Source organism: Hwangdonia lutea, assembly GCF_032814565.1.
GTDB classification, from domain to species: domain Bacteria; phylum Bacteroidota; class Bacteroidia; order Flavobacteriales; family Flavobacteriaceae; genus Hwangdonia; species Hwangdonia lutea.
Genome location: NZ_CP136521.1, coordinates 3,405,148 through 3,427,507, shown reverse-complemented (window position 1 = coordinate 3,427,507; position 22,360 = coordinate 3,405,148). Strand labels below are relative to the sequence as shown.

Below are 22,360 nucleotides of genomic sequence, written 5' to 3'. Positions count from 1 at the left end.
AATGGACATTCTAAAAAAATGCTGTTAAGAATATTTTTGAGGAGGGATTTTGATTTTTATATAAAAAAGCTCCATTACTTTTTCTTTATAGGAATCTATGACTGTTGGTGATTTGGTTGCTATTAATTTTTTAATATTAAATTTTGAATAATAAAAATGTTTATCGATTTTAATATCGATAATATTAGGTATGTTGGTGTTTTTGGTGCTGTTATTCGCTTCTGATAAACCATCTAACAAATCAAGAATGTTATGCTCGTGATAACGGGTTGTTGATGATTTGTTTTTATAGTTTAGGTTTTCATTATGATGGTGAAATATTAAATTAGTTGGCATTTCCAAGGCATGAGAAATGCTGTGCAAAACATATTTAACCTCTTTGTGCAAAGGCGTAAATATATACAAAACGCTAATGGCAATGGCGGTAAACTTTATGATTTGTGATTTAACATTTTTCACTTTTTAATACGATATCATCTTTGTTTTAATACCTACGGAATTTTAACAATAGTGGTTTTACGTTTTTTATAATAATTCTAGCATAGTTTTCTCTAAATAATCTGAATACTCTTTAATGGTCGGCATGTTAAACACTTTAATAAGAGGCATTTCCATGTCCAACTCGTCATTTAGCCTTGATGTTATTTTAGCATTAAAACTTTGTAATGTTTCTTATCTACTTTCCCGTTTTTGGTTAGTAGCACGCCAACTAAAAACATAAACTTAGACAGTATCATATAACCTGGTAACCGTTTAATTAACTGCTTTTTCAGATTGTTCATTACCTATTTCTTGAATGATACGCTTTACTAAAACCTCATCAAAATTTTAGTTTATTGCCTCATAACTTTCACCTTGAGTTTTGTTTCCTAATCAAAAATCCCAAATGTACGGAAAACGAATATTTACTATTACTTTTCTTTTTAAATACATTATCTAGGGCACAAATCTCTAAACCATTATCAGTGTTTATATATAGCTACTTTATCGTTTAACTCAATATAATAAACACAAAATTGCTACGTTATTAAACAAAATTACTATCCATGTGCACACTATAAACACAGAAGGCGACCAAAGAACCCTTTTTGATGAACCCGATGTAAAGTCTGTTGCTGAAACATTGAATAATCACCTTAATTAATTCGTAAAAATTTGTTACTGCATAAACCAAAAGAATTAATCCCGAAAACAATACACATCTGGGTAATAAATATAAACGATGTAATACATAAAATCGACAATCTTAAACATGTTATTAATAAAGCTGAAAAAGAAAAAGCCTCAAATTTCCATTTTAAAAAAGATCAAAATAAATATATAATGTCGCGTGGTGCCTTACGTGTTTTAAGTGCTTGTTATTTGAATAGGAATGCCAAAGAAATTGAATTCGAATACGGTGAATACGGAAAACCTGAATACAATTTTGATTCAGATTTAAAATTCAACATTTCACATTCAGGGGATTTAATCGTGTTAAGTTTTGTAAAAGAATTTGATATTGGCGTAGACATTGAAAAGGTTAAAGCCGACTTTGATATATTTGAAATTGCTGCCAATTTTTTTTCAGACTTAGAAATTAAAACTCTAAAAAAAGTTCCCAAAGACAAACAGGTTGAATATTTTTATAGATGCTGGACACGGAAAGAATCTTTTATTAAAGCGAAAGCCATGGGACTTTCATTCCCGTTGGATTCGTTTTCAGTTTGCATCAATTCCGACAAAAAAACAGCCGTATTGGAAACGAAATGGGATATTAACGAAAAAGACACTTGGAGCCTTTTTACATTTTCCCCTCAGCCTAATTATATTGGTGCCGTTTCAATTCAAGGTAATATAAATGCTATTGAATATTTTAATTTTAACGATGGTTAGTCATAACTAAGCGATTTTTTAACGGCACTTTGTGTACATGGGCAATTACTAATGCCCTGTAAAAAGTCAATGCCAATAGTAACCACATGTGTCCCCGAATTATAACTCGCCAAATCGTTCATGGTTATTTGGTAGGCATAGGCAAAGTAAAACTGCCGTTTTTTAAATCCGGCCATAGGACCAACATTTAAGGGTTTTAAAAATTGGTCGTTAAGGAATCGATATGATAGTCCTGCCCAATAATAATCATCATTTTTATTGTATTTTCTGAATTTAAAATTCAAATCGGTTGCAGATCGCTTATCGCTGCTAAACATTTGATAAAAGACTGATGGCTCGTATTCCAAACCGCTTTTTTTAGGCCCTCGAAAGGTAAATCCCGAATAAACCTGATAGTTTGAAATAAGGTTTGGCTCTAATTTTCTAATGTCTTCATCAATGTTTTTGTCTAAAATATTATTGGCATTGAAACTTAAAAAGAAGCCTTTATATCTGTAGAGAGCACTTACATCGAAATTGTGATTTGATGTGCGCCTATCGTCTGTTATATTTGTAGGTGGAATTGGGTTTCCGCTTGAGTCATAATTTGTAAAATTATTAATGTCTATTCTAAAATTATTTAAATTATACGAAATACCAAACGATAAATATTGCTTCGAATAATAATCTAAAACCAAGTGATGGGCAAACGAAAATTTAGCACCTGTTTGTATTGTGTTTCCGTTTCTGTCGTTGTACAAAGACACTCCAATACCCGAACGATCGGCAATTCTAAAATCGGCATAAAGAGATTGGTTATCGGGCGCACCTTTTATGCCAACCCATTGGGTTAACCCGTTGGCCCTGATTTTTAGGTTATCGCCAATTCCAGCATAAGCAGGCGATATTACAAACTCGTTATCTGCTAAATATTGGGTAAACACTGGCAAATTCAATTCTTGACCATAACCATAAGTTACAGCAATAAAAAGAAGATATATGATTGATTTTTTCATTTTATAATTTTTTGAGGGTTTTATCTGTACAGTGTAAAATGGCCAACAAATTCTCGATCGTCCTTTGTATCATTAAGCTTAACTACATACCAGTAATCGCCCGTAGGAAGTTCTTTGCCATTGTATTTTCCATCCCATTTTTCGCCCACACGTAAGGTGGCTATTTTACGTCCGTATCTGTCAAAAATATCAAAGGTCATGTCTCTGTACTGATCGGTACAACCTGGACCCCATTCATCTAGATTTCCATCATTATTAGGCGTGAAGTAATTAGGAATACACACATCAACATACTCAAAATATCGTGTTACGCTGGCAACGCAACCATTGCTATCGGTTACCGTAACAGTGTAATCGCCAGATGCGTAAATTATAAAGGTATTCGTGCTTCCGTAAGACTCACCATTGAGTGTAAATTCGTAATCGCCTGTACCACCATTAGCTATGGCTACAATTTCGTTAAGTGCACCATCTTCTAATGTCAATGTTAGAGGATCATAAGCTGCAATATCAAACGTATCGGTTCTTTGGATACAGCCATTGGTATGCCTAACATCTATAAAATGATTTAATCCAGGTGGCACATCAATAAACACATTGCTGGTTTGATAAGCCCCTCCGTTAAGTGAATAATCCAAATCTGATGGATTAACACTCGCATCAACAGTAACCGTTACCGTATTGGTTGATAAATTATTAGTACAACCAAAATCTACTGCAACCATAGGGTCTATTAATACTGATGGTGGGAATGTGATGTTCCATTCCGATTCGCAACCTTGTGCATCACGAACATAAACCACGTGATCACCTCCGGCCAATCCTGTAAAATCAAATTGAGTTTGTGTTAAGGTCCCCGTTGTGTAGGTGCCATTAATATCATCTAAACTCACGCTATAGGGTAAAGTTCCTCCAGAAATATCAATACTAAACTCGCCATCTAAATCGCCAGTACACACCTCAGGAATAATGGAGTTTGGCACAATGGTTAGCATCACTGGGATAGGTTCGTTCACTGTAAAATCTAAAATTACATAACAGCCTAATTCATCTTGAGCAATCGCTTGGTAAGTTCCCGGTGCTAAATCTTCAAATCTAGGAGATTCAAAAAACTGATTCAATTGCGGTGATATCGCATATTTTATAATGCCTGTTCCGCCTGAAGCTGCAATTTCCATGATACCATCATTACTTCCGGTACAAGTTACATCGGTTACCGTAAAGCTAGCAACTAAAGGTGCTGCTGGTTCTGTGATGGTAGTTTGGGCACTTACTGTTAAGCAATCGCCACTTTCAACCTCAACTTGATAGGTTCCGGTTGGTAAATCGGTAAATACTCCCGGACTGCTTTGTACCGGTACCGGTGTAATATCGGTTCCCGTAGCATCTTGCAAGGTATACACATAACTTCCCAAACCGCCTTCAGCCGTCGCAATTATAACACCTGTATTGTCGCCAGCACAGTTAATTGTGGCATTAGCAGTATCAAGATTCACCACCAATGTTGGTAGTGGGTCAATGGTTATTTCGTTCGACACATTAGCCACACAGCCGTTGGCATCTCTAACATAATATTGATAGGTTCCCGGTGTTGCACCATTAATAGTTATCGATGAAGCAAAGGTGCCTAAAACTGTTGCAAAAGTAGCGTCGTTACTATACTCATAGTTTCCGGTACCTCCCGTTGCGCTTAAGGTCAATGAGGCATCGGTTGTACATGTGGTGGTCGTTGCTGCCACTAAATTGGATTGTATTACTGTGGGTTCGGTGATAACGATATCAGCGGACGTGAATGTACAATTATAAGCATCGGTAACTTCAACATTATAAGTACCGGCAACCAATCCGTTGAATACATTTGACGATTGTGGCCCAGAAGTACTTACCGTTGGAGCAATCATATTTAATGTATATGAATAATTACCTCCTTGTCCGCCACTTACGGCACTCACGGTTATCGTTCCATTTGAATCTCCGAAACAAGATAATACCGGTGCGTTTGCGGTTGCCGTTGCAGTGATTGGAGGTGGAACAACTAAGGATACACTATTGGACACTATACAGCCTCCAGCATCTCTTACATTAACCGTATAATTACCGGCTGATAAATTGTTAAACGTTCCGTTTGAAGAATATGCCACTGTTGCAGCTCCTGTTAATTCGTATTCGTAAGTGCCCCAACCACCGCTTGCAGTTGCTGTGATTGTGCCACTGTTATCATCACAGGTTACGTTGGATGTTTCCGAAGCAGATAAGCTTAAAGCTGCCGCTGGAGAATTTATTATAACACTTGCTGAAGCAGTACAGAATGGACTATCGGTTTCTGTAATTTCTACAGTATAACTTCCCGCTGCCATACCGGTAACGCTTATTGGGTTTGTTGACGTATTGGCAGGTATGTTTGTAAAAGCAGGAACGGGTACACCAAAGCTATCCAATACAGTATAGGTATAGTTCCCTGAATATCCATTTACAAGCAATTCAAAGGCGCCTGAGTTATCACCAAAACAGGTTACCGGAGCTGTTGGGGTTAAGGCTATTGTCGCCGTATCATAAGGTGCCACGCTGTAAGCAGCTGTTGTAATATAGCATCCGGTGGTTGTATCGATAATCTCAAAATAATAATCACCCGGAGATGTAATAGGGAATGTATTGGATACTTGAGCAACTCCACTTGGCAATAATCGGTATTCAAAATTACCTGAGCCTCCGGTGGCATTAATGGTAACCGTACCAGCTCCATTACAATCCACTGGTGTACCTGTAAATGTACTGGTTATAGGTATTAACGGGTTTATAACTACCGATCCCGTAGTATCGCAACCGTTATTGTCTCTTACATAAAATGTAATGTTTTGTATGGCACTTGTATCTACAATCTCAAAGGTGTTAGAACTTAAATAATTGGTTCCATCAATACTATAGGTATAAGGAGCAGTACCACCCATTGCTGTTATGGTAAGCGTAGATGGATTCACTGAATTATCTGCTGCACAAGCATAAGCTACAGCGCTTCCCGAAGCATTCAATACTGGAGGTTCTGCTATTGTAATATCCTGTGTATTTGTACAACCTCTACCTGAGTTGACTTCAACCGTGTAAGTTCCCGCTGTCAGACCCGTAAATACATTAGAATTTTGTACCGCTGTTGTCGTAGGGCCAGCAATTATTTGATAGGTGTAAACCGGATTGTCGTTGGTAGGCGATAAATTTACCTGAAAAAGACCATCACTTCCACCATTACAAGTAACATCGGTTACAGTAGGCGCATCAAAAGTTACAGGTGTTGCAGCATCTAAACTAGTAGTTGCAGTATTGGTACAACCCGTAACCGTATCTGTAATGGTAATGGTATAGGTTCCCGCTGGCACCCCAGTAAACGTATTGCCAACAAGCACAATGGTAGTAGGGCTTGGGCTAATACTGTAGGTGTAGCTGCCACTACCACCGGCACCAGTTACAGTAATTTCGCCATCGTCGATAGCACAGGTAGGTAAGGCCGTTATAGCTGTTGATATACCAAGGGGTGCTTCAATATCTACAGTTACCAAATTACCACAACCATTGGCATCTCTAACTTCAACAGTATGCGAACCAGAAGATAATCCAGTTATGGTAAAAGGTGCAGTACGTACTTGAAATGCCCCACCATCAATACTAAAGCTATAGGGAGCTACGCCCGATGCTGTTAATGCCACATCAATTTCAAAGTTACCTTCTGTTGCCGTACAGGCATTGCTGTTTACTGCCGAAATTACAGGTTCAGGATCCGTAGGCATAACTAAAGCGCTAGTCGATCTGATACAACCATAAGCATCAATAACATGTACGTAATAAGTACCGGCATTTACATTAAAAGTACTAGCCGATGCCCACGACGGATCTGTTGCTAATGGTGGTGCTGCTGATGTTGTAATTTGATACAGATACGGTGCCGTACCATGAGTTGCAATCGCACTAATGACACCTGAATTTGGATTACAATTTGCATTGGTATCTACAGATGCGGTAATATCCAAATCGACTGCAGATTCATTAATTTCAAAAATTGTTGAAGCCGTTTCACAGCCATTAAATGCCCCCGTTCCGTTTTCGGTAAAAACAATATAATACTGCCCTATAGATAATGTTCCGGGAGTTGGTGTTGTAACGGTTTCTGCTACACCGAAAGTTACTGGTACATTGGTTGGACCATCTATAAGCACATTGGTATAAGCCCTGTAAATAGCATAATCAACTGAAGTTGTTGTACTGTCAAAATTATCAATTGTAAAAGTAACACTACCATTATCTTCCCCTAAACAAACCACATTATTTGGAATAACCGATGATGTTAGAGTTGATGCGGGATCAATTGCTGTATCTGCAGATTTCACATAATAACAGTCCGTTACCAAATCGTGAACCACAAAGGTGTAAACAACACCCGGTGTTAAGTTGGTAAAAGTTCTTGTATCGCCTCCCGGTACATCTGGTGGTAAATAAGAAGCAGGTAAGGCGTATGGCGACGAATTAAATTCCAAAATAGCAAACTCGTAACTACCACTACCCACTACAGAAATAGCCTGTACAACAGCAGTACCGCCAGAAGTACAATCGGGTACAACGGTGGCCACGTCTATGAATAAATCTGATGGTGGCGATGCGATTACAATTTGCTGCGATAAGCTACAGCCATTGGCATCAACAACGTTGATGGTATATGTACCAAAGTTGATGATATTAAAAGTATGATCCTCATTGGAAACCGCTGAATAAGGGTTGCCTGGAATAACATCGCCAAAATTATTTGTTATATAATAAGTAAACGGCGCTGTTCCGCCAGTAACATTTTCAACCGTAATAGACCCTAAACTAGAACCACCTGGGTTGTTACATGTAATATCCACTTTAGATAAATCGAAAGCAATGGGATTTGGTTCTGAAATTGTAACCGTTTCAATGTCCGTACAAGAATTGGCATCGGTTAAAGTAACCGTGTAATCGCCTGAAGGTAAACTGCTTGTTTGAGTTCCGTAATCTGTTCCTGTGGTATTATTGAACACATTAATGGTAAAAGGTGGTGTGCCCACTGAATTATTAATTACAACATCAATAGATCCGCTGGAATCGCCATAACATAAAGGCTCTGTTGGGGTTAACGAAGTAATTTCAGGTAACGAAATAGCATTAACTGTCTCTACCGCCGAAAATGCGGTACAGCCTTGAGCATCGGTCACTCTAAATTGATAGGTTCCATCTGTATTAGCATTGTAATTAAATGGCGAACCTGTGGCACCTAAAGACGTATATGCACCCCCGTTAAATGAAACGGCGTAGGTATAAGGTGCATAACCTCCAGAGAAAGTACCCGTGATTTGAGCATCTGGTGAAGCTGTACAGTCCAATCCCTTATTTAGAACCGTATTTAAATTTAACTGAGCCGCTATAATTTGTGCCGGTAAAACAACATCACAACCATAAGCATCCCTAACCGTAATCACATAGGAATCAGGTGTTAAATTAGTAAAGGTATTCGAGTTCACAAAGGCACTACCGTTAATACTATATTGATAAGGTGCTTGTCCTCCCGAAGCAGCAACCTCAAGACTGGCACCAGAAGTACTGTTATAACAAAGATTCGAGGTTGTGGCTATACTTGCGGTTGGCGCTACATAAGGATTTAAAACAAATGTTGTGGTAGCTACACATCCATTTACATCAGTTACAGTAGCCGTATAAGTGCCTGTTTGCGTTAAACCTAAAAACACGCCCCCTCCAGCAGTTGGTGCAGAAGTGGCATCGGGTTGGGTTACCGCAAAGGTGTTTCCGCCCCAACCTCCTGTTGAGGTTAAGCGCACACTACCATCCTCACTACATGTAATGGGCGATGTATCTGCCGATAATGTTAATGCAGCACTTGGGCTTCCTACCGTTGCCGATGCCGTAGCCGTACAATTAGTATCATTGTCGGTAATAACAATGTTGTAAGTACCCGCACTAAGACCTGTTAGGTTGATTGGAGACGACCCCACCTGAGATGCCCCACCGTTAATGGTATAATTAAAATTCGATGTACCCGATACGTTATATTGTACCGCGCCGTCGGTTCCTCCAAAACAGCTAACATCACTGGTGGTTTGGGCAACGACACTTAAAGGTGGTAAATCGTTGATGGTATAGTTTTCGGAATAAACACAATCATTAGCATCCCTTACTTGAAAGGTATAAGTGCCTGGTGCTAATCCTGAAAACACATTAGAAGATTGATATGCTGTTGCCGAAACTGCAGGTGCTATTATTTGATATTCTAAAGGTAAGGTTCCCCCTGTGGTTCCTGTAATGGTCACATCTGTTGTAATTGTAGGACAACTTAATGCTGTATTGCTAAAGGTTAAATCGGTTGGCGGATTTAACGGATCGATAGTTATTGGTGCTGTAACAAATGTACAGTTATTGGCATCTTGAATGGTTACTGTGTAAGTCCCATCAGTCAATCCAGAAAAAGTGGTTCCTGCTTGAAAGGTAAAGCCATCAAGACTATACATGTACGGTGGGTTGCCTCCAGAAACTCCAGAAACCGTAATCGCCCCATCAGTTGTACAAGTATATGGTGTTGTCAAGGTTGCCGTTCCTGAAATAGCTGTTGCTGATATAATGGTAATAGCTTGTGGTGTTGATAAACATACATCTGTTCCGAAAGTATATTCTACAACAACATCATAATTTCCTGCCGAAAGTCCTGTGAAAATTGGCGAGTTAAAAAACGTCGTGCCATTATCTATACTGTAACGTAAACTATTTCCGTTTGGATTGGTTACGTTAATATCTATTGAACCAGAATTCAAATCATCTGCACACAAAATATCCGTTTTTGTCACGTTAAAATCTGGAGCCGGAATCGTATCAACAATTATTGAAGTATCTGTGGAACAGTTGTTGGAATCTACAACCGTAATGTTATAAACACCTGCACTTGTTACCGGAATTATGGGTGTTGTTTGAAAGACCGTCGTGCTGTTTACAAAATAAAAATATGGTGGTGTGCCACCTACTGGATAAACCGTTATTTCACCGTCGGTACAAGTTAATGGTTGCGTTATTGCTGCCGTCGCTTCCAATAACGGTGGATTTATAATTTCAATATCATCAGAAAATGTACAACCATCTTCAGTAGATATGTTAACGGTGTAAATTCCCGGGTTTAGGTTTGAAAAGGTATAGTTATCATCATTGATAGGCCCTACACTATTCACTAAAGTAGCACCATCATAAATTGAAAAGAAATATTGCGGACGCACATCATTTGCGGCCAAAACCACGCTACCCAATTCGCCATTACAATAAGGTTGGTTAATAATGGTGGAAACCGTAAAATCGCGTTCGCGGATTTGAACATCCGGTACAGTAAAAATACACGGATTTGGAGATACACCAATCTGTCTTATATAAACCGAATAGATATTTGGGGTGCTAATTGAAAAGGTATTACTGGCTTGGTAATTAGTTCCATCAATACTATACTCATAGCCACTAGGCACACCACCTACAACAATCTCTCCCGGTGTGGAACAAAAAATATCTCTAGACGATACCGTTGGAACCAATAAATTGGTATACACATTAAAATAAAATTGATTGAAACAACCACCAGTATAATTTAAGGTTAATCGGTATTGGCCAGCTGTATCTATAAGATAATTTGGTCCAGTAGCAACTTGATTCCAAGTACACCCTACGTCTTCGTTAGCACAATCTTGATCTACAACTGCGGCACAACTCGATTCATCCAATTTTTCCCAAATTATTGAAGAAGTGTCGGTAATATTGGTTTGAATATCTCGCGTATCCCCTGCCCCACATAAAAAGAAATTGGGTAGCTCTTTACCGTCATTCGGACAAACAACGACTTGATCTGCAAATGGAATTAATGGGTTTGTTACACCCGCTCCAAAAGTAATCACTTCAAATTCTTGATCGATTGATTGACAAGGTGCGGTCGCCGTATTTTGTACATAATATGTTCCTGTAGTAGTAACGGTTATCGATTGGGTTGTGCCAATAACAGGTGTTCCGGATGGGCTTGTAGACCACGAATACGAATCGTATCCATCACCGGCCGTTAACACTGTACTTGCTCCACATAGTATAACCTCCTCAGAAAACACACAGTCAATATCAGCTAAAAAATTGGTAGCCGAAGTGTTTAACAAACAACCTGCATTAGTGTTATAACTAGGATCATCGGATATGGTAAAAGTTGGATTTAACGTTCCGTTGTATGTTGCAAATGCCTGATTACTAATAATATTATCGCAAGCATCATTTAATAAGCTACAGGTTTGAACAACGGTTACTTTAAAACGAATTTCCTGTACAGGGTCATTTACTTCTACAACCGAGTTATCAACTTCAAAAATGATTTCTCTAGTAGCTGGATTGTAACTTTGTACGGTTACCCCTGGAGGCAACATTCCTAAATCTGCAGGATAATTAAAAACAACATTTATAGGAAGTATATCTCTAATTATAAGACTTGTAGCATTATCATTTCCTGTATTCTGAAAACCAATAACATAATTTAACTCATCACCCAAACTTACCATTTGACCTCCGATATCATTCCCTAAAGCGTCCTCAACTATTTTAGTGAGTACTATGTTTGGTTCAATTATATCGACTGCTAAAGCATAGAAATAAGGAAAATAAGTATCGCCGCTAGTTTCTAATCGAACCGTTGCGGAAGTTGCATCGTTAGCAATAACGGTGTTTCCTGGATTAGGAACCACCATAACACCCGTATCAAAACCTAGGGTATTGGTACTATTTGGGTTTCTATTATTTACAGGAGTTGCATTTAATTGTGTAACCGAACTATTAAAAAAATTGGTAGCAGGCCTATCTGCAGTTGAAAGATTTACACCGTTAAGCAATAATTGATCGCCCACAATTGGACTATCGCCCTCTAAAGCTGCAAATGCAAAATTTGCTCTAACTGGTGTTGGAGCGGGAACGGTTCTAAAACCAGAAACAGGAACATTTAAATTCGGATTTCCTCCAGCAACACTTATTGAGCTAAAACCATCAAAACTGGTAATTGATTTACCGGGCAATGTTGGGTTTTCGTAAACTATAAATAATGACCATCCTGCTGAATGTCCTGTTCCATTATAAGGTCTGTCTGAAGCAGTACGACCTTCCGCACTCGACACATTGGCAACGGTATAAGTACCTATATTTGTAGCTAGACCATTAACGATACTAGTAACATCTGCATAACAAGCATACGGAAAGCTGTTGCCACCGTCCACAGAACTACCGTTGGCATCAAAAATAATATTTCCAACAATATCGTTATAGCCGCCTGTTGGCCCCTTAAATTTTACATTTGTAATTGGTTCTGAACCACTGTTTACAGCACTCCAATATAGCCCAGCATGGATAATGTTATAACAATTAGGATCTGGGATTACTAAATCTGCACTAGAGGAACTAAATGTAGATGCATCTCCATCAATATCGATATATCGCATATTAACCCTATGGTTGTATGTAGAGTTGTTGTTAAACGCATTGTTGCTTGGCCCCAAAATATTATTACCAATCAATACTATATCACCCTTTATATCTTGGTTAAACCTAGTGGTAAATGGTACATAGTTTTGAGAAAAAGCCTGTAAACTTATAAAAAGGAATAAAGCAAAAAGTCCAATGTTAACATAAGTAGTTTTTTTCATGGTCGATTATTTTAGCATTTCAATTTTATTTGGGGCTATAAAAAAGAAATATTATTAGCTATTATTGAATCATTAAAGTAAGCACAATATTACTAAAAATGCATTTCATCTATATTTAATGATTTTAAACGGGATAAATATCGTTAAAAATATTTAAACCATAGGCATTAAACACAATAAATTATGTCTTTAATCGTTGAATTGCTCCTTTAAACTTAAATAATTTGTTTTTTTGTAATACTTTTTATATGAATTATTTCGTAAATGACTTTCAAGTTTTTAAATATCATCTATATCAATTCAATAATAATAGTAAAAAACACTAGTTATTAATATATAGAAATACCTTATAGATCTATATAAATCCCAACAAGATTTGTATAGATATTATATGATAATAGCTGTTTTCTTTTTATTTAATTTTCAACTTTAACCATCGACATATTGTGGTTATATGGTTGACTTCCTTTTAAAGACATGGCGTTTCTAGCTGATTCAATATCGTTAAACTTTTGATAATAAATGTAGTACTTACTCGTATTAACATCAAAGAAGAAATCAATATTTGCCTGTCCCGCTGCAACTGCCTTTCTTAAAAATTCATCTCTTTTTGCCACATCACTATGTACACCAATTACAACATAAAATCCGCTATCGGTATTTTTAACATCCTTAACAATTTGTATACTGTTACTGTGCTCTTCTCCAGAGTTAAAATCTTCTGGAGTTAATGGTTCTGAGGCCACCTGTGTAAACTGTTTAATTTGGTTTAATGCCGCTCTGTCTTTTAAATACCGATCTTCTTCGTTGTCGTAAGCCGCACGTTTAATTCTTCTTTTTCTTTCTATTTCCGTGGCAACTTTAATCGTTTCTAAAGTAGACAATAAGCTTTCCTTGGTATCCAGAGCTTGCTTTTGTTCTGTTTTTAAATCTTGAATGGCTTTAAAGTAAAAGGCATTGGTTTCATCATTCTTATCATTGACGGTTTTAAGCCTTTCGTTATATAAAATCTCCAACTGTGCAATTTGTTGATTTTGAGATTCGATTACATTATCAATCTCATCCTTTAAAGATTCTAATTTTGCGTTCTCTGCCGATATGCTTTTAAATGGTTTTGGCGCTTTATAAATACCTCGTTCACTTAAATCATTTTCTTCTTTTAAATCTTTAAGATCTTGATTTTTACTATCAACCGTTGCGCCCAAGCGCGTTAATAATTCCTGTTGCTCTAATTTTGAAGCCTGGGTTAATTCAGCAAGGCTTTGCATGGCTAAAGCCTCCTTATCATTGGCCGTAGGAACCATAACACCGTTTAATTGTACTGTATCTATTTTTTGTGCAGCTTCTAATATTTCCGGTTCTTCAACTTTTTCTTCGGCTTCAACTGGGGCATTATTCTCCGCCTCTAATCTTGCATTTTCTTCGGCTTGTGCTATTTTAGCCTGTTCTTCTGCTTCAGCCTTTGCTTTAGCTTCGGCTGCTAATTTTGCTTTAGCCTCTTCCTCTAATTTTAATCGGGTAGCTTCTTCTGCCTTAAGTCTATTGGCCTCTTCCAATTTCAATCGTTCTTCATTGGCCTTGTCCTGTGCCTCGATTTCAGCTTTTTCACCTAATGCATTTACGTCATCATCCGTTAATACTTGTACCTCCGGCTCTGTTTTTGTCTGTCTTTGTTCGGCTGCCAGTTTTCTTTCTTCAGCTCTAGCTGTTGCTGCTAATCGCCTTGCTTCTATTCTGGCTTGTGCTTCTTCTTTAGCTATACGTCTTTCTTCTGCACTCATTTTTGGAGTTGTGCTGTTTTTAGCCAATACTTTACGCTTCTTTTTTGTAGATAAGAGCGCTTGCTCCTCATCATCACCGCTATAATTATAACGTTCTTTGTTTTTGAATTTGTACGCCAAGGTTATTTCATGTGAATTACCAAACGCTGACACATCGCCTATGGCTTTTTCATAATTATATTCTACAGCGATTTGAGAGGTGATATTTAACCCTAATCCGCCTGAAACCCCATAAAAACTATTATAACCTGCTTGCGCCCAAATTCCTTTGGGAACGGTTAGCATAACAAGTCCTGAAATGATAGTTTGATCTTTTTTAAATTCGGAACGCAATAATCCTGAAAATTTACTTTCATCAAAAAAACCACGGCTATTCATATAACCCGTGTACATAATATGCCCCTGAACACTTTGTTCTGGGTTGTCTTCCATCATTTCTGAGGTTAGTAAATTATAGGAAACCGCATGTTTAATGGAAACACCAAAATCGACAAACGCCGTACCGTAATTTATACCCGGATTTATGGTTATTATTGAGTTTGATGGTATGTTTTCTAAAGATGGATCGGGAAAGTTTGTATTAACCCTACCCTCGTTTATACCACTTTTGTAAAAGCCAAGATTTACCCCGAAGGTTAAATTGCTATCGGTATTTAGTGCCGCATTGTAGGCAAAGTTCAAAAGGCCTCCAAAGGTGGTTAACACACCATAGTCTTGCTGAAACACACCAACACCAATACCCATATTTTCCCGAAATCTGCCAGAATAACTGGCTAAATAGGTTAACGGCGCATCATCAAATTGAACCCATTGTCTTTTGTTGTAAAAGGTTATATATTTATTTTGTTCTCTTACAAAACTAAAGGTTGGATTGATGGTGTATTTATTGAATTTCAAAGAATTTCGAGTGGGCACGTCAAACGCGACAACACCATCGTCTTGGGCATAAGCCAGAGGAGCTATGCAAAAAAACAAAACGATATGTAATAGAAGTTTTTTCACACTATTTAACAACTGTTATCGAGCCTTTTTTAGTTTTATTATCTGAAGTAGTTATCACGTAGTAATACACCGGATTTACACTTTTAAAATCCAACTGACTTTCTGGCCAATTGTTTAAATAATTGTTCGTTTGAAGTATAATTTTCCCTTGTGCGCTCATTATGGTTACCGTAGCATTTGAGCCATTTACATACTCTTGCGGAATAACCCAAGTGTCGTTAATACCATCGCCATTGGGGCTTATTAAATTAGGAATATCGGAAACATTGGGAAAGGCTGTTTGAACGGAAAATTGAAACTCTTTGGTGCTATCACAACCTGCGGTTTGGGTAATTTCAACCTTATAATCTCCAGTTTTAGTGGCTTCGTAACTATTGGCGGTAGCACCTGCAATTAACGTATCGTTAAAATACCATTTAAACTCGGGTGAACTAGCTGTTGTGGTTACTGTTGCCGTTAAGGTTTCGCCATCTTCAATCATATTCACTTCCGTAACATCTATTTCACTTGTAAAACCAATTCCGTCTAAATCTATAGAGGCACTCGTGCTACAATCGCCTAAATCAATATCCACTGAAAATTTGCCAGTTTCATTGGTTACATACATTTGATTTGTAGCTCCAGATATTTCAACACCATCTTTATACCACTGGTAACTCTCCCCATTTATGGCACTTAAGGTAGTAGAGCCTTGACTGGCACAATACGGATTGCCTAAACTCGAATTAATGGAAGATGTACCGTTTGTGGTGGATTCGCTTACCGTAACTCGATTTGAAAACGAATTGGACGTGCAGGACCCGTAATTGGTTTCGGCAAAATAAGTTCCCGGTTCACTAACCGACAGTGTATTGCCAGAAGCGACAAAAACCGAAGTGGTTTGACTGGTTTCTTTATACCAGTTAAACGTGAGCGATGGGTATTGCAAGGGCGAATCGTTGTCGCCAGTTCCCGGATTATCAATAGTTAACAAATAACTGCCACCAGAACAATAAACGCCCGTTTCGATTAAATTATTGATTGAAAACGGTGTGTCTTGAATTTTATAATAAGCAGGAAAAGACACAGACCCCGTACTTGTAGCGACTGGTGCTGTGCTTTTAACTCTAACTTTATAGGATTGGCCAGCGGTGTCGGTGGGCAACGAAAAACTTAAGGTTGCTGGCGATGTTGTAATCGCGCCTTGAGCAGATGTGTAAACTACGGTAGCGTTTGAAAATGCTCCTGATGCATCAGAAAGTTCGATTATAAATTGATTGGTTGAACCTACATTGGCTTCCGGTGAAAAAGCAAATGTTATATTATAGGTATTAAATGAAGCGCTTGCACATGCTTGACTAAAACCTAAACTTGGCGTACTAATAACTATTTGCGCAGCAATAGTTTTTGGTATTGAAAGCATAAAAAAGACAACTATGTAGGTAATAGTAAAATTCTTCATTTGACATTATTTTGCTAGAAGAGAAACAATCATTTTTGGGGCTTTAGAATTTAATTTAACTGCTTTTTAATTTATGGCTATCAAAACAATACAGTTTTAAATTCTATCGAATTAATGATTACATAAACTTCTAATTGTCTATGCGGTTTATAGCTGGATCTACTTCATTTGAAGCAATTATTTTATTTATTCTCAATCTATAATCTGGACGTCGTTTGTTGTTTAAATCAATAAAAGTTTCGGAGTTATCTCCTTTGGAATACACATTGAAAAAAGCAGAATTACCGTACCAGTTTTCCAAATCTTCATTATTCATATTGTTTTCAACAAAAATATTTCCATTGCAATTATTGAAATACATATCGGTAAATTTGATTTTTTCCAAATTTTCTTGATTCACCTTAATTTTATCTTCAAATAAAACTGCTGGGTTGAAACCGGAAATAACGCTTTTATTCATTTCGAGCGATGCATTGTGACCAACATATACGGCCTCTTTTACCAAACCTTGCTCAATAGCAGATGTTAAATCGTCGCTATCTGTTATTAAGGTCAAGTTTTTTGCCACAACAGTGGTTCCTTTTTTAGAAAAATCGATTTCTTCTTTATTATCGTAAGAATTAATCATTAAACATCTCGCTCCGGCACTGTTTGACACGTAAGGCGACCTAATGGCCAAAGAGTTTGAGAGCATGCACTGTGCGCCAAAATTAAACTTAAAGTCGTTACTGTTTGTTTTGTATGAAACAGCTTTATGCAAGTAGGTTTCACCACCTAAAATTTCAAACGAGTTACCAGCGCAATGGCTTATCATTATATTTTCCAAAACGGTTTCATTACCAACACTGGCTAGTAAAAGTCCATTAAAATATCCGGCGTTTTTAATTCGTTTTCCGGCATATTCAATTCTTACATACCTTAAAATCCCAGAATTACTTGCTAAGTTTTCACCGCCATAATTTGAATTTGCATAGGTTGTTGCATCAAGTTTTGGGTAATATGAAGCTACCGAGCCGCTTCCAAATTTTGTAGTTGGCGCATCGCCGAGAATAATAATACCTCCCCAATCTCCCGCTCTTTTAACACTTCTGTTAGAAGTGAAAATAATAGGATCTGTTTCTATACCATCGGCAATTATTTTTGCTCCTTTGGTTATAGTTAGGGATGCTTTAGATTGATAATCACCAATTATTACCGTTCCCGGTTCTATGGTTAGTGTCGCATTGTTTGTAATAAAAACACTACCAGAAAGCAAGTATACATTACGTTTAGTCAACTTGGTGTCTTCCGTAATATTTCCCGCTAGTATTTGGTTTGGCTCTCCGTAATTTTGTGATTTGGGATTAAACTCCGTCCAATTGTATAACCAATTATCGGCACCTATTATTCCCTTTTCTTGTTGCCCAAAAACATTGCCCGTAATTAAAAGACAGATGCAAAGCGTTTGAATAAAGTTTTTCATAATTAATATTTTATATTGAAAAAACAAATAAGATTTATTATTATATAACGCTCAAATATATAATAAAAAATCCATGAAATACCAATTTTCACGATAAAATACACAAAATAATATATTTTATTTATTGTTTTATCGATGAAATGCACATTTATTGGATTCAAAATATTATATAAATTTAGCTTTTTTGCATAAAAAAAGGAATAAAAAAATATGGTTTACTCCTATTCTTTTATTCCTAAATTTTAAAATAAATTTAAAAACCAACTAACAACCTTTGATATTAGTTGTTAATGAAACTCACTATATTCATGTAAGGATTTCATGGTTTCTTCATAAAACAAAATAGCGGCAACTAAGTTTGTTGTATCCGAATAAGGCAAAATACGCCTCTGAAATTCTCCATTTGTTTCTAAAAAGCTTTTCGTGGCTTCAAATTGATCGTCCAATGCCGATCGGTTGTCTTTATCGTTTGGAATACCTAAAGTAGTCATGGTTACTCCTGGCTTCGTCGCAAATGCAATATAAGGTAACAATTTAACAAGACTCTCAATACGCTCGACGTATAAGTCCAGCAATTGTCCTTTTTGCATGCGGTCAAGATCTTCTTTAGTATGATACTTTTTTATAGAAACCTTATCGCTTATAATGCTTTTTGGAGCCTTATTTTTCTGAGCAAAACCAAGGCCTGTAACGAGAAAAAAGCTAAAGCTTATTAAAATAATTCTTATTTTCATGTCGAAGATTTAGGGGTTTAAACCACAAATTTATGTAATTAATCGTAAAAAACAAGCATTTTATCGATTTTTTAATAATATTTTTTTATTCTTAAGATATTATATGATTTAAACCAGCTCGAAAAATTAGTTAATCTTTGGTAATTGCTTGAAAGCAAAACTGATACTGAGCTAACCTTTATTTAAACTATTTTTTTTGGAAAGATTTTTTTCTATAATAGGCAAGCATAGCCACAATAATAACCAAAGCCGTTAAAACATAAATAAATTTTGGAATTGGTAAGGGGTCGCCAGCGGCATAACTGTGTAATCCGGATAGATAATAGTTTACGCCAAAAGAAGTCATTATTATAGAACCAAAGGCAAAAACGCTGGCCGTATTGAGCACATAATTGCTTTTTAAGTTCGGTATCAATCGCAGGTGCAAAACAATAGCATATACTATAATACTAATTAAAGCCCAAGTCTCTTTGGGGTCCCACGCCCAATATCGTCCCCAAGATTCGTTGGCCCAAATTCCGCCTAAAAACGTACCCACTGCTAGCACGAATAACCCGATCGTCATTGATATTTCATTAATATAAGTGAGTTCTTTTATACGAATGTCTATTTCTTTTTCAGATTTTTTAGTTTTAAAAATCATGAGTAAAAGTGCCATAAACCCTAATATTGCCGAAAGTGCCAATGGTGCATAACTACTTACAATTGTGGCCACATGAACTTTTAGCCACACCGATTTTAACACAGGCATTAAGTTGGTTATTTCCGGACTTAGCCAATCCAAATAGCTAACAAACAACAAAGCACCAGAAAACAAAGTGGAAAGCGGTAGCGAAAAATCTGATTTCCTAAAGGTTAACAATCCACAAAGTAAAAGCACCCAAGCCACAAAAACCAACATTTCATAACCATTACTCCAAGGGGCGTGTTGCGCCACGTACCATCTTAAAATAATGTTGCCCGTAAACATAATAAAACTGATAAGTGTTATGATTACAAGGCCATTCCAAAAAATTTCCAATATTTTATTCTTTGTAAATATTTTAGAAATAGCTATTAGCAATAATAGCCCCCCTAAAACAAAATAGGCTTGAAATAGCCAAAAATTAAGATTGAGTTGATTGTACCATAGTTCGGCTTCTACCCTTTTACGATTTGGAATTATTTCTTCTCCCAATACATCCTGGAAGGTTTTAATATATTCCAATTTCTCACTGGCATCTACCCATTTTTTTTCGTTGACATCTTTAAAGTATTGAGGAATAATATGTTGGGCAAATTGAGCATCTTCTCTTGGAAAATCCTGAAAATGATGCGTTTGACTCTGCCATGTATTATTCGCATCGTTGCTGTTTGGGAAGATTTTTAAATAATTACCAGAAAATACATTGAACAAAATATTGAAGCGTTCATCAACCTTTAAGACTTCTTTATCAAATTCGTTTCGTTCTGCTGGTTTTTTGATATTGGCAGTTTCAACAGCATCAGATAAGATATATTTGCCTTTATCGTCCAATAAGTCAGTAAAGGCTACTAAATCATCTTCACTAATTTCTAAATCTGAAAAAAGCACGCCTCCTTTTTTTGCATCAACTTTAATAAGTGGAACAAATTGCCAAATATTTGATGCCGATTGCATAGCCAGAAAAGCTTGATTGGCTGAATATCGAACACTTTCCCCTTGCTCAGAAAATATAAAATATGGTTTGCGCGATAGTTTTCTTAAAAATTCCGACGCCAAGGTGTTCATAGGTTTTATTCGGCCATCTAAATCTTGAACCATAAGTCTGCCAAACATATCTGCGTGTTGTGCATCTATCCCTAACTGTTTAATAGTTTGAATGTTTATGGTTGGTTTTGCTTTTTCGGATGAAGCATTAGATTGTGAAAAGGAAACATGGCCAACACCAAACAACAGCAAAAGCACAGTAGCTGTTTTTAGTTTTAATTTTTTAAGCTTTTTATTAACTAATCTGAAACGCGAGGATTTTCCGAAAAGGGTAAAAAACATGCCTATCATCATTAAAAAGTACCCTAAATAAGTAACATTTGTACCCAATGCATCATGGTTTACCGATAACACGGTGCCTAACTCATCGGTATCATAACTGGCTTGAAAAAAGCGATATCCCCTGTAGTCCAACACATTATTCATAAATATACGGTGGGGTGTTTTAGTGTTGTTGTCAATTACCTGCACTTCGCTGGCGTAGGCCGACGGACTTGTAGAACCAGGGTATCTTTCCAACTGAAAATCGTCTAACTGAATTGAAAACGGTGTTTTAATAGCTTCCGAACCGTATGATAAACTAACGTTTAAATCATCAAAATCAACATCGTGGTTTGTTGGTAAGAACCCTTCACGATATAGCAACGTAGCCTCTTTAACGGTTTCGTTAACCTGAACATTCACCACCAATGCATCATCTTTTTGGGCACTGTTATCTTTGGGTTTTTCAGAATCGCTAATCAACACAATTTCACCTTTTGGGTGATATGACATAGGCACGAACGAGGCATCGCCATCTCGATACAGTGTACGTAATTGCATACTGTACAAGCTGTCTTTTTGAATGGTTCCCGCTGTTTCAGTTGCCATAACAAAGGTTCCTAAGTTTCTGGGCGATTTTATATTAAATGTACCGTTGTTTTCGGTTATGTTTATCACATCGGGTGCGACCACATCAAAGCCAATTTTGTGCTGATGTGCGCCAACAGCTTCAACTTCGCCTTTTTCCAAAAAAATAGTTTCTCGGCCATTTCCTGTCGAAACCACCATTAAAAGCATCGGCCTCCCGTTTTCGGCATCGTCCTTTATCTGCGGAATGGCATCGGCAACAAAGTTATTGTATGATACCGTAATTGGCGTTCCGTTAAAATCGGCATTAACCTTAAAATCGTTATTGCTCAATGGTGAAAAACTTAGTTTTTTCCGAAGTGTTTTTGTGGTATGATTATCTGAAATATGAACATGAAGATAATTGCTTCTGGATATTATTATGTTGGACGAAGCGCCTTCGCGAATACGCATAACACCATCATAAGAAGTGTAACGTGTAATACCGGCACCTATTAAAACAATTATAAAGGAGAGGTGGAAAGTTAACAACGCCCATTTCTCTATGCGCCAAAGCTTGTATTTATTGATGTTCATAATAAAACAAACACATAAACCCAACATAACAAGTTCGAACCACCAAGCATCGTAAATAAGTTTCCATGCTGTTGCCGTACCAAAATCGTTTTCAATAAAAGTTGCAATGGCCATGGCTATGGCAAATACCAAAAGCAAAACGGTTGCTAAAACTGGCGAAGAAAATAAGCGTAATAATCTATTCATTATATAATAAATGA

9 protein-coding genes are annotated in these 22,360 nt (G+C 37.0%); 1 reads left to right on the top strand and 8 read right to left on the bottom strand.

Features of this window, described 5'->3' with window-relative positions:
• Positions 1–24 precede the first annotated feature (24 nt).
• Entirely contained in the window at positions 25–459 is a 435-nt protein-coding gene (locus RNZ46_RS14700; protein WP_316982926.1) for a hypothetical protein, read from the bottom strand.
• A 696-nt stretch (positions 460–1,155) separates the two neighbouring features.
• Between RNZ46_RS14700 and RNZ46_RS14695 the strand changes: the two genes are divergently transcribed.
• Complete coding sequence (locus tag RNZ46_RS14695) at positions 1,156–1,875, top strand: 4'-phosphopantetheinyl transferase family protein (protein ID WP_316982925.1); 720 nt, start codon at positions 1,156–1,158, stop codon at positions 1,873–1,875.
• Here the strand turns inward: RNZ46_RS14695 and RNZ46_RS14690 are convergent.
• The 7 genes from RNZ46_RS14690 to RNZ46_RS14660 form a co-directional block, all read right to left on the bottom strand.
• Entirely contained in the window at positions 1,872–2,870 is a 999-nt protein-coding gene (locus RNZ46_RS14690; RefSeq protein ID WP_316982924.1) for a PorP/SprF family type IX secretion system membrane protein, read from the bottom strand. The genes RNZ46_RS14695 and RNZ46_RS14690 overlap by 4 nt on opposite strands.
• Positions 2,871–2,890: 20 nt before the next feature.
• Positions 2,891–12,586 carry a T9SS type B sorting domain-containing protein gene (locus RNZ46_RS14685; RefSeq protein ID WP_316982923.1) on the bottom strand — a complete coding sequence of 3,232 codons (9,696 nt, stop codon included), beginning with the start codon at positions 12,584–12,586 and terminating at the stop codon, positions 2,891–2,893.
• Between the two features lie 416 nt (positions 12,587–13,002).
• Positions 13,003–15,369: a PorP/SprF family type IX secretion system membrane protein gene (locus RNZ46_RS14680; protein ID WP_316982922.1), complete on the bottom strand. Its 2,367-nt coding sequence runs from the start codon at positions 15,367–15,369 to the stop codon at positions 13,003–13,005.
• Between the two features lies 1 nt (position 15,370).
• Complete coding sequence (locus RNZ46_RS14675; protein ID WP_316982921.1) at positions 15,371–16,810, bottom strand: T9SS type B sorting domain-containing protein; 1,440 nt, start codon at positions 16,808–16,810, stop codon at positions 15,371–15,373.
• Between the two features lie 130 nt (positions 16,811–16,940).
• Positions 16,941–18,272, bottom strand: coding sequence for a beta-helix domain-containing protein (locus RNZ46_RS14670; RefSeq protein ID WP_316982920.1), 1,332 nt, complete (start codon positions 18,270–18,272; stop codon positions 16,941–16,943).
• Positions 18,273–18,559: 287 nt separating this feature from the next.
• Positions 18,560–19,006, bottom strand: coding sequence for a hypothetical protein (locus RNZ46_RS14665; protein ID WP_316982919.1), 447 nt, complete (start codon positions 19,004–19,006; stop codon positions 18,560–18,562).
• 187 nt (positions 19,007–19,193) lie between these two features.
• On the bottom strand, positions 19,194–22,346 hold the full coding sequence (locus RNZ46_RS14660) for a cytochrome c biogenesis protein CcsA (protein ID WP_316982918.1): 3,153 nt from the start codon (positions 22,344–22,346) through the stop codon (positions 19,194–19,196).
• Positions 22,347–22,360: the final 14 nt, after the last annotated feature.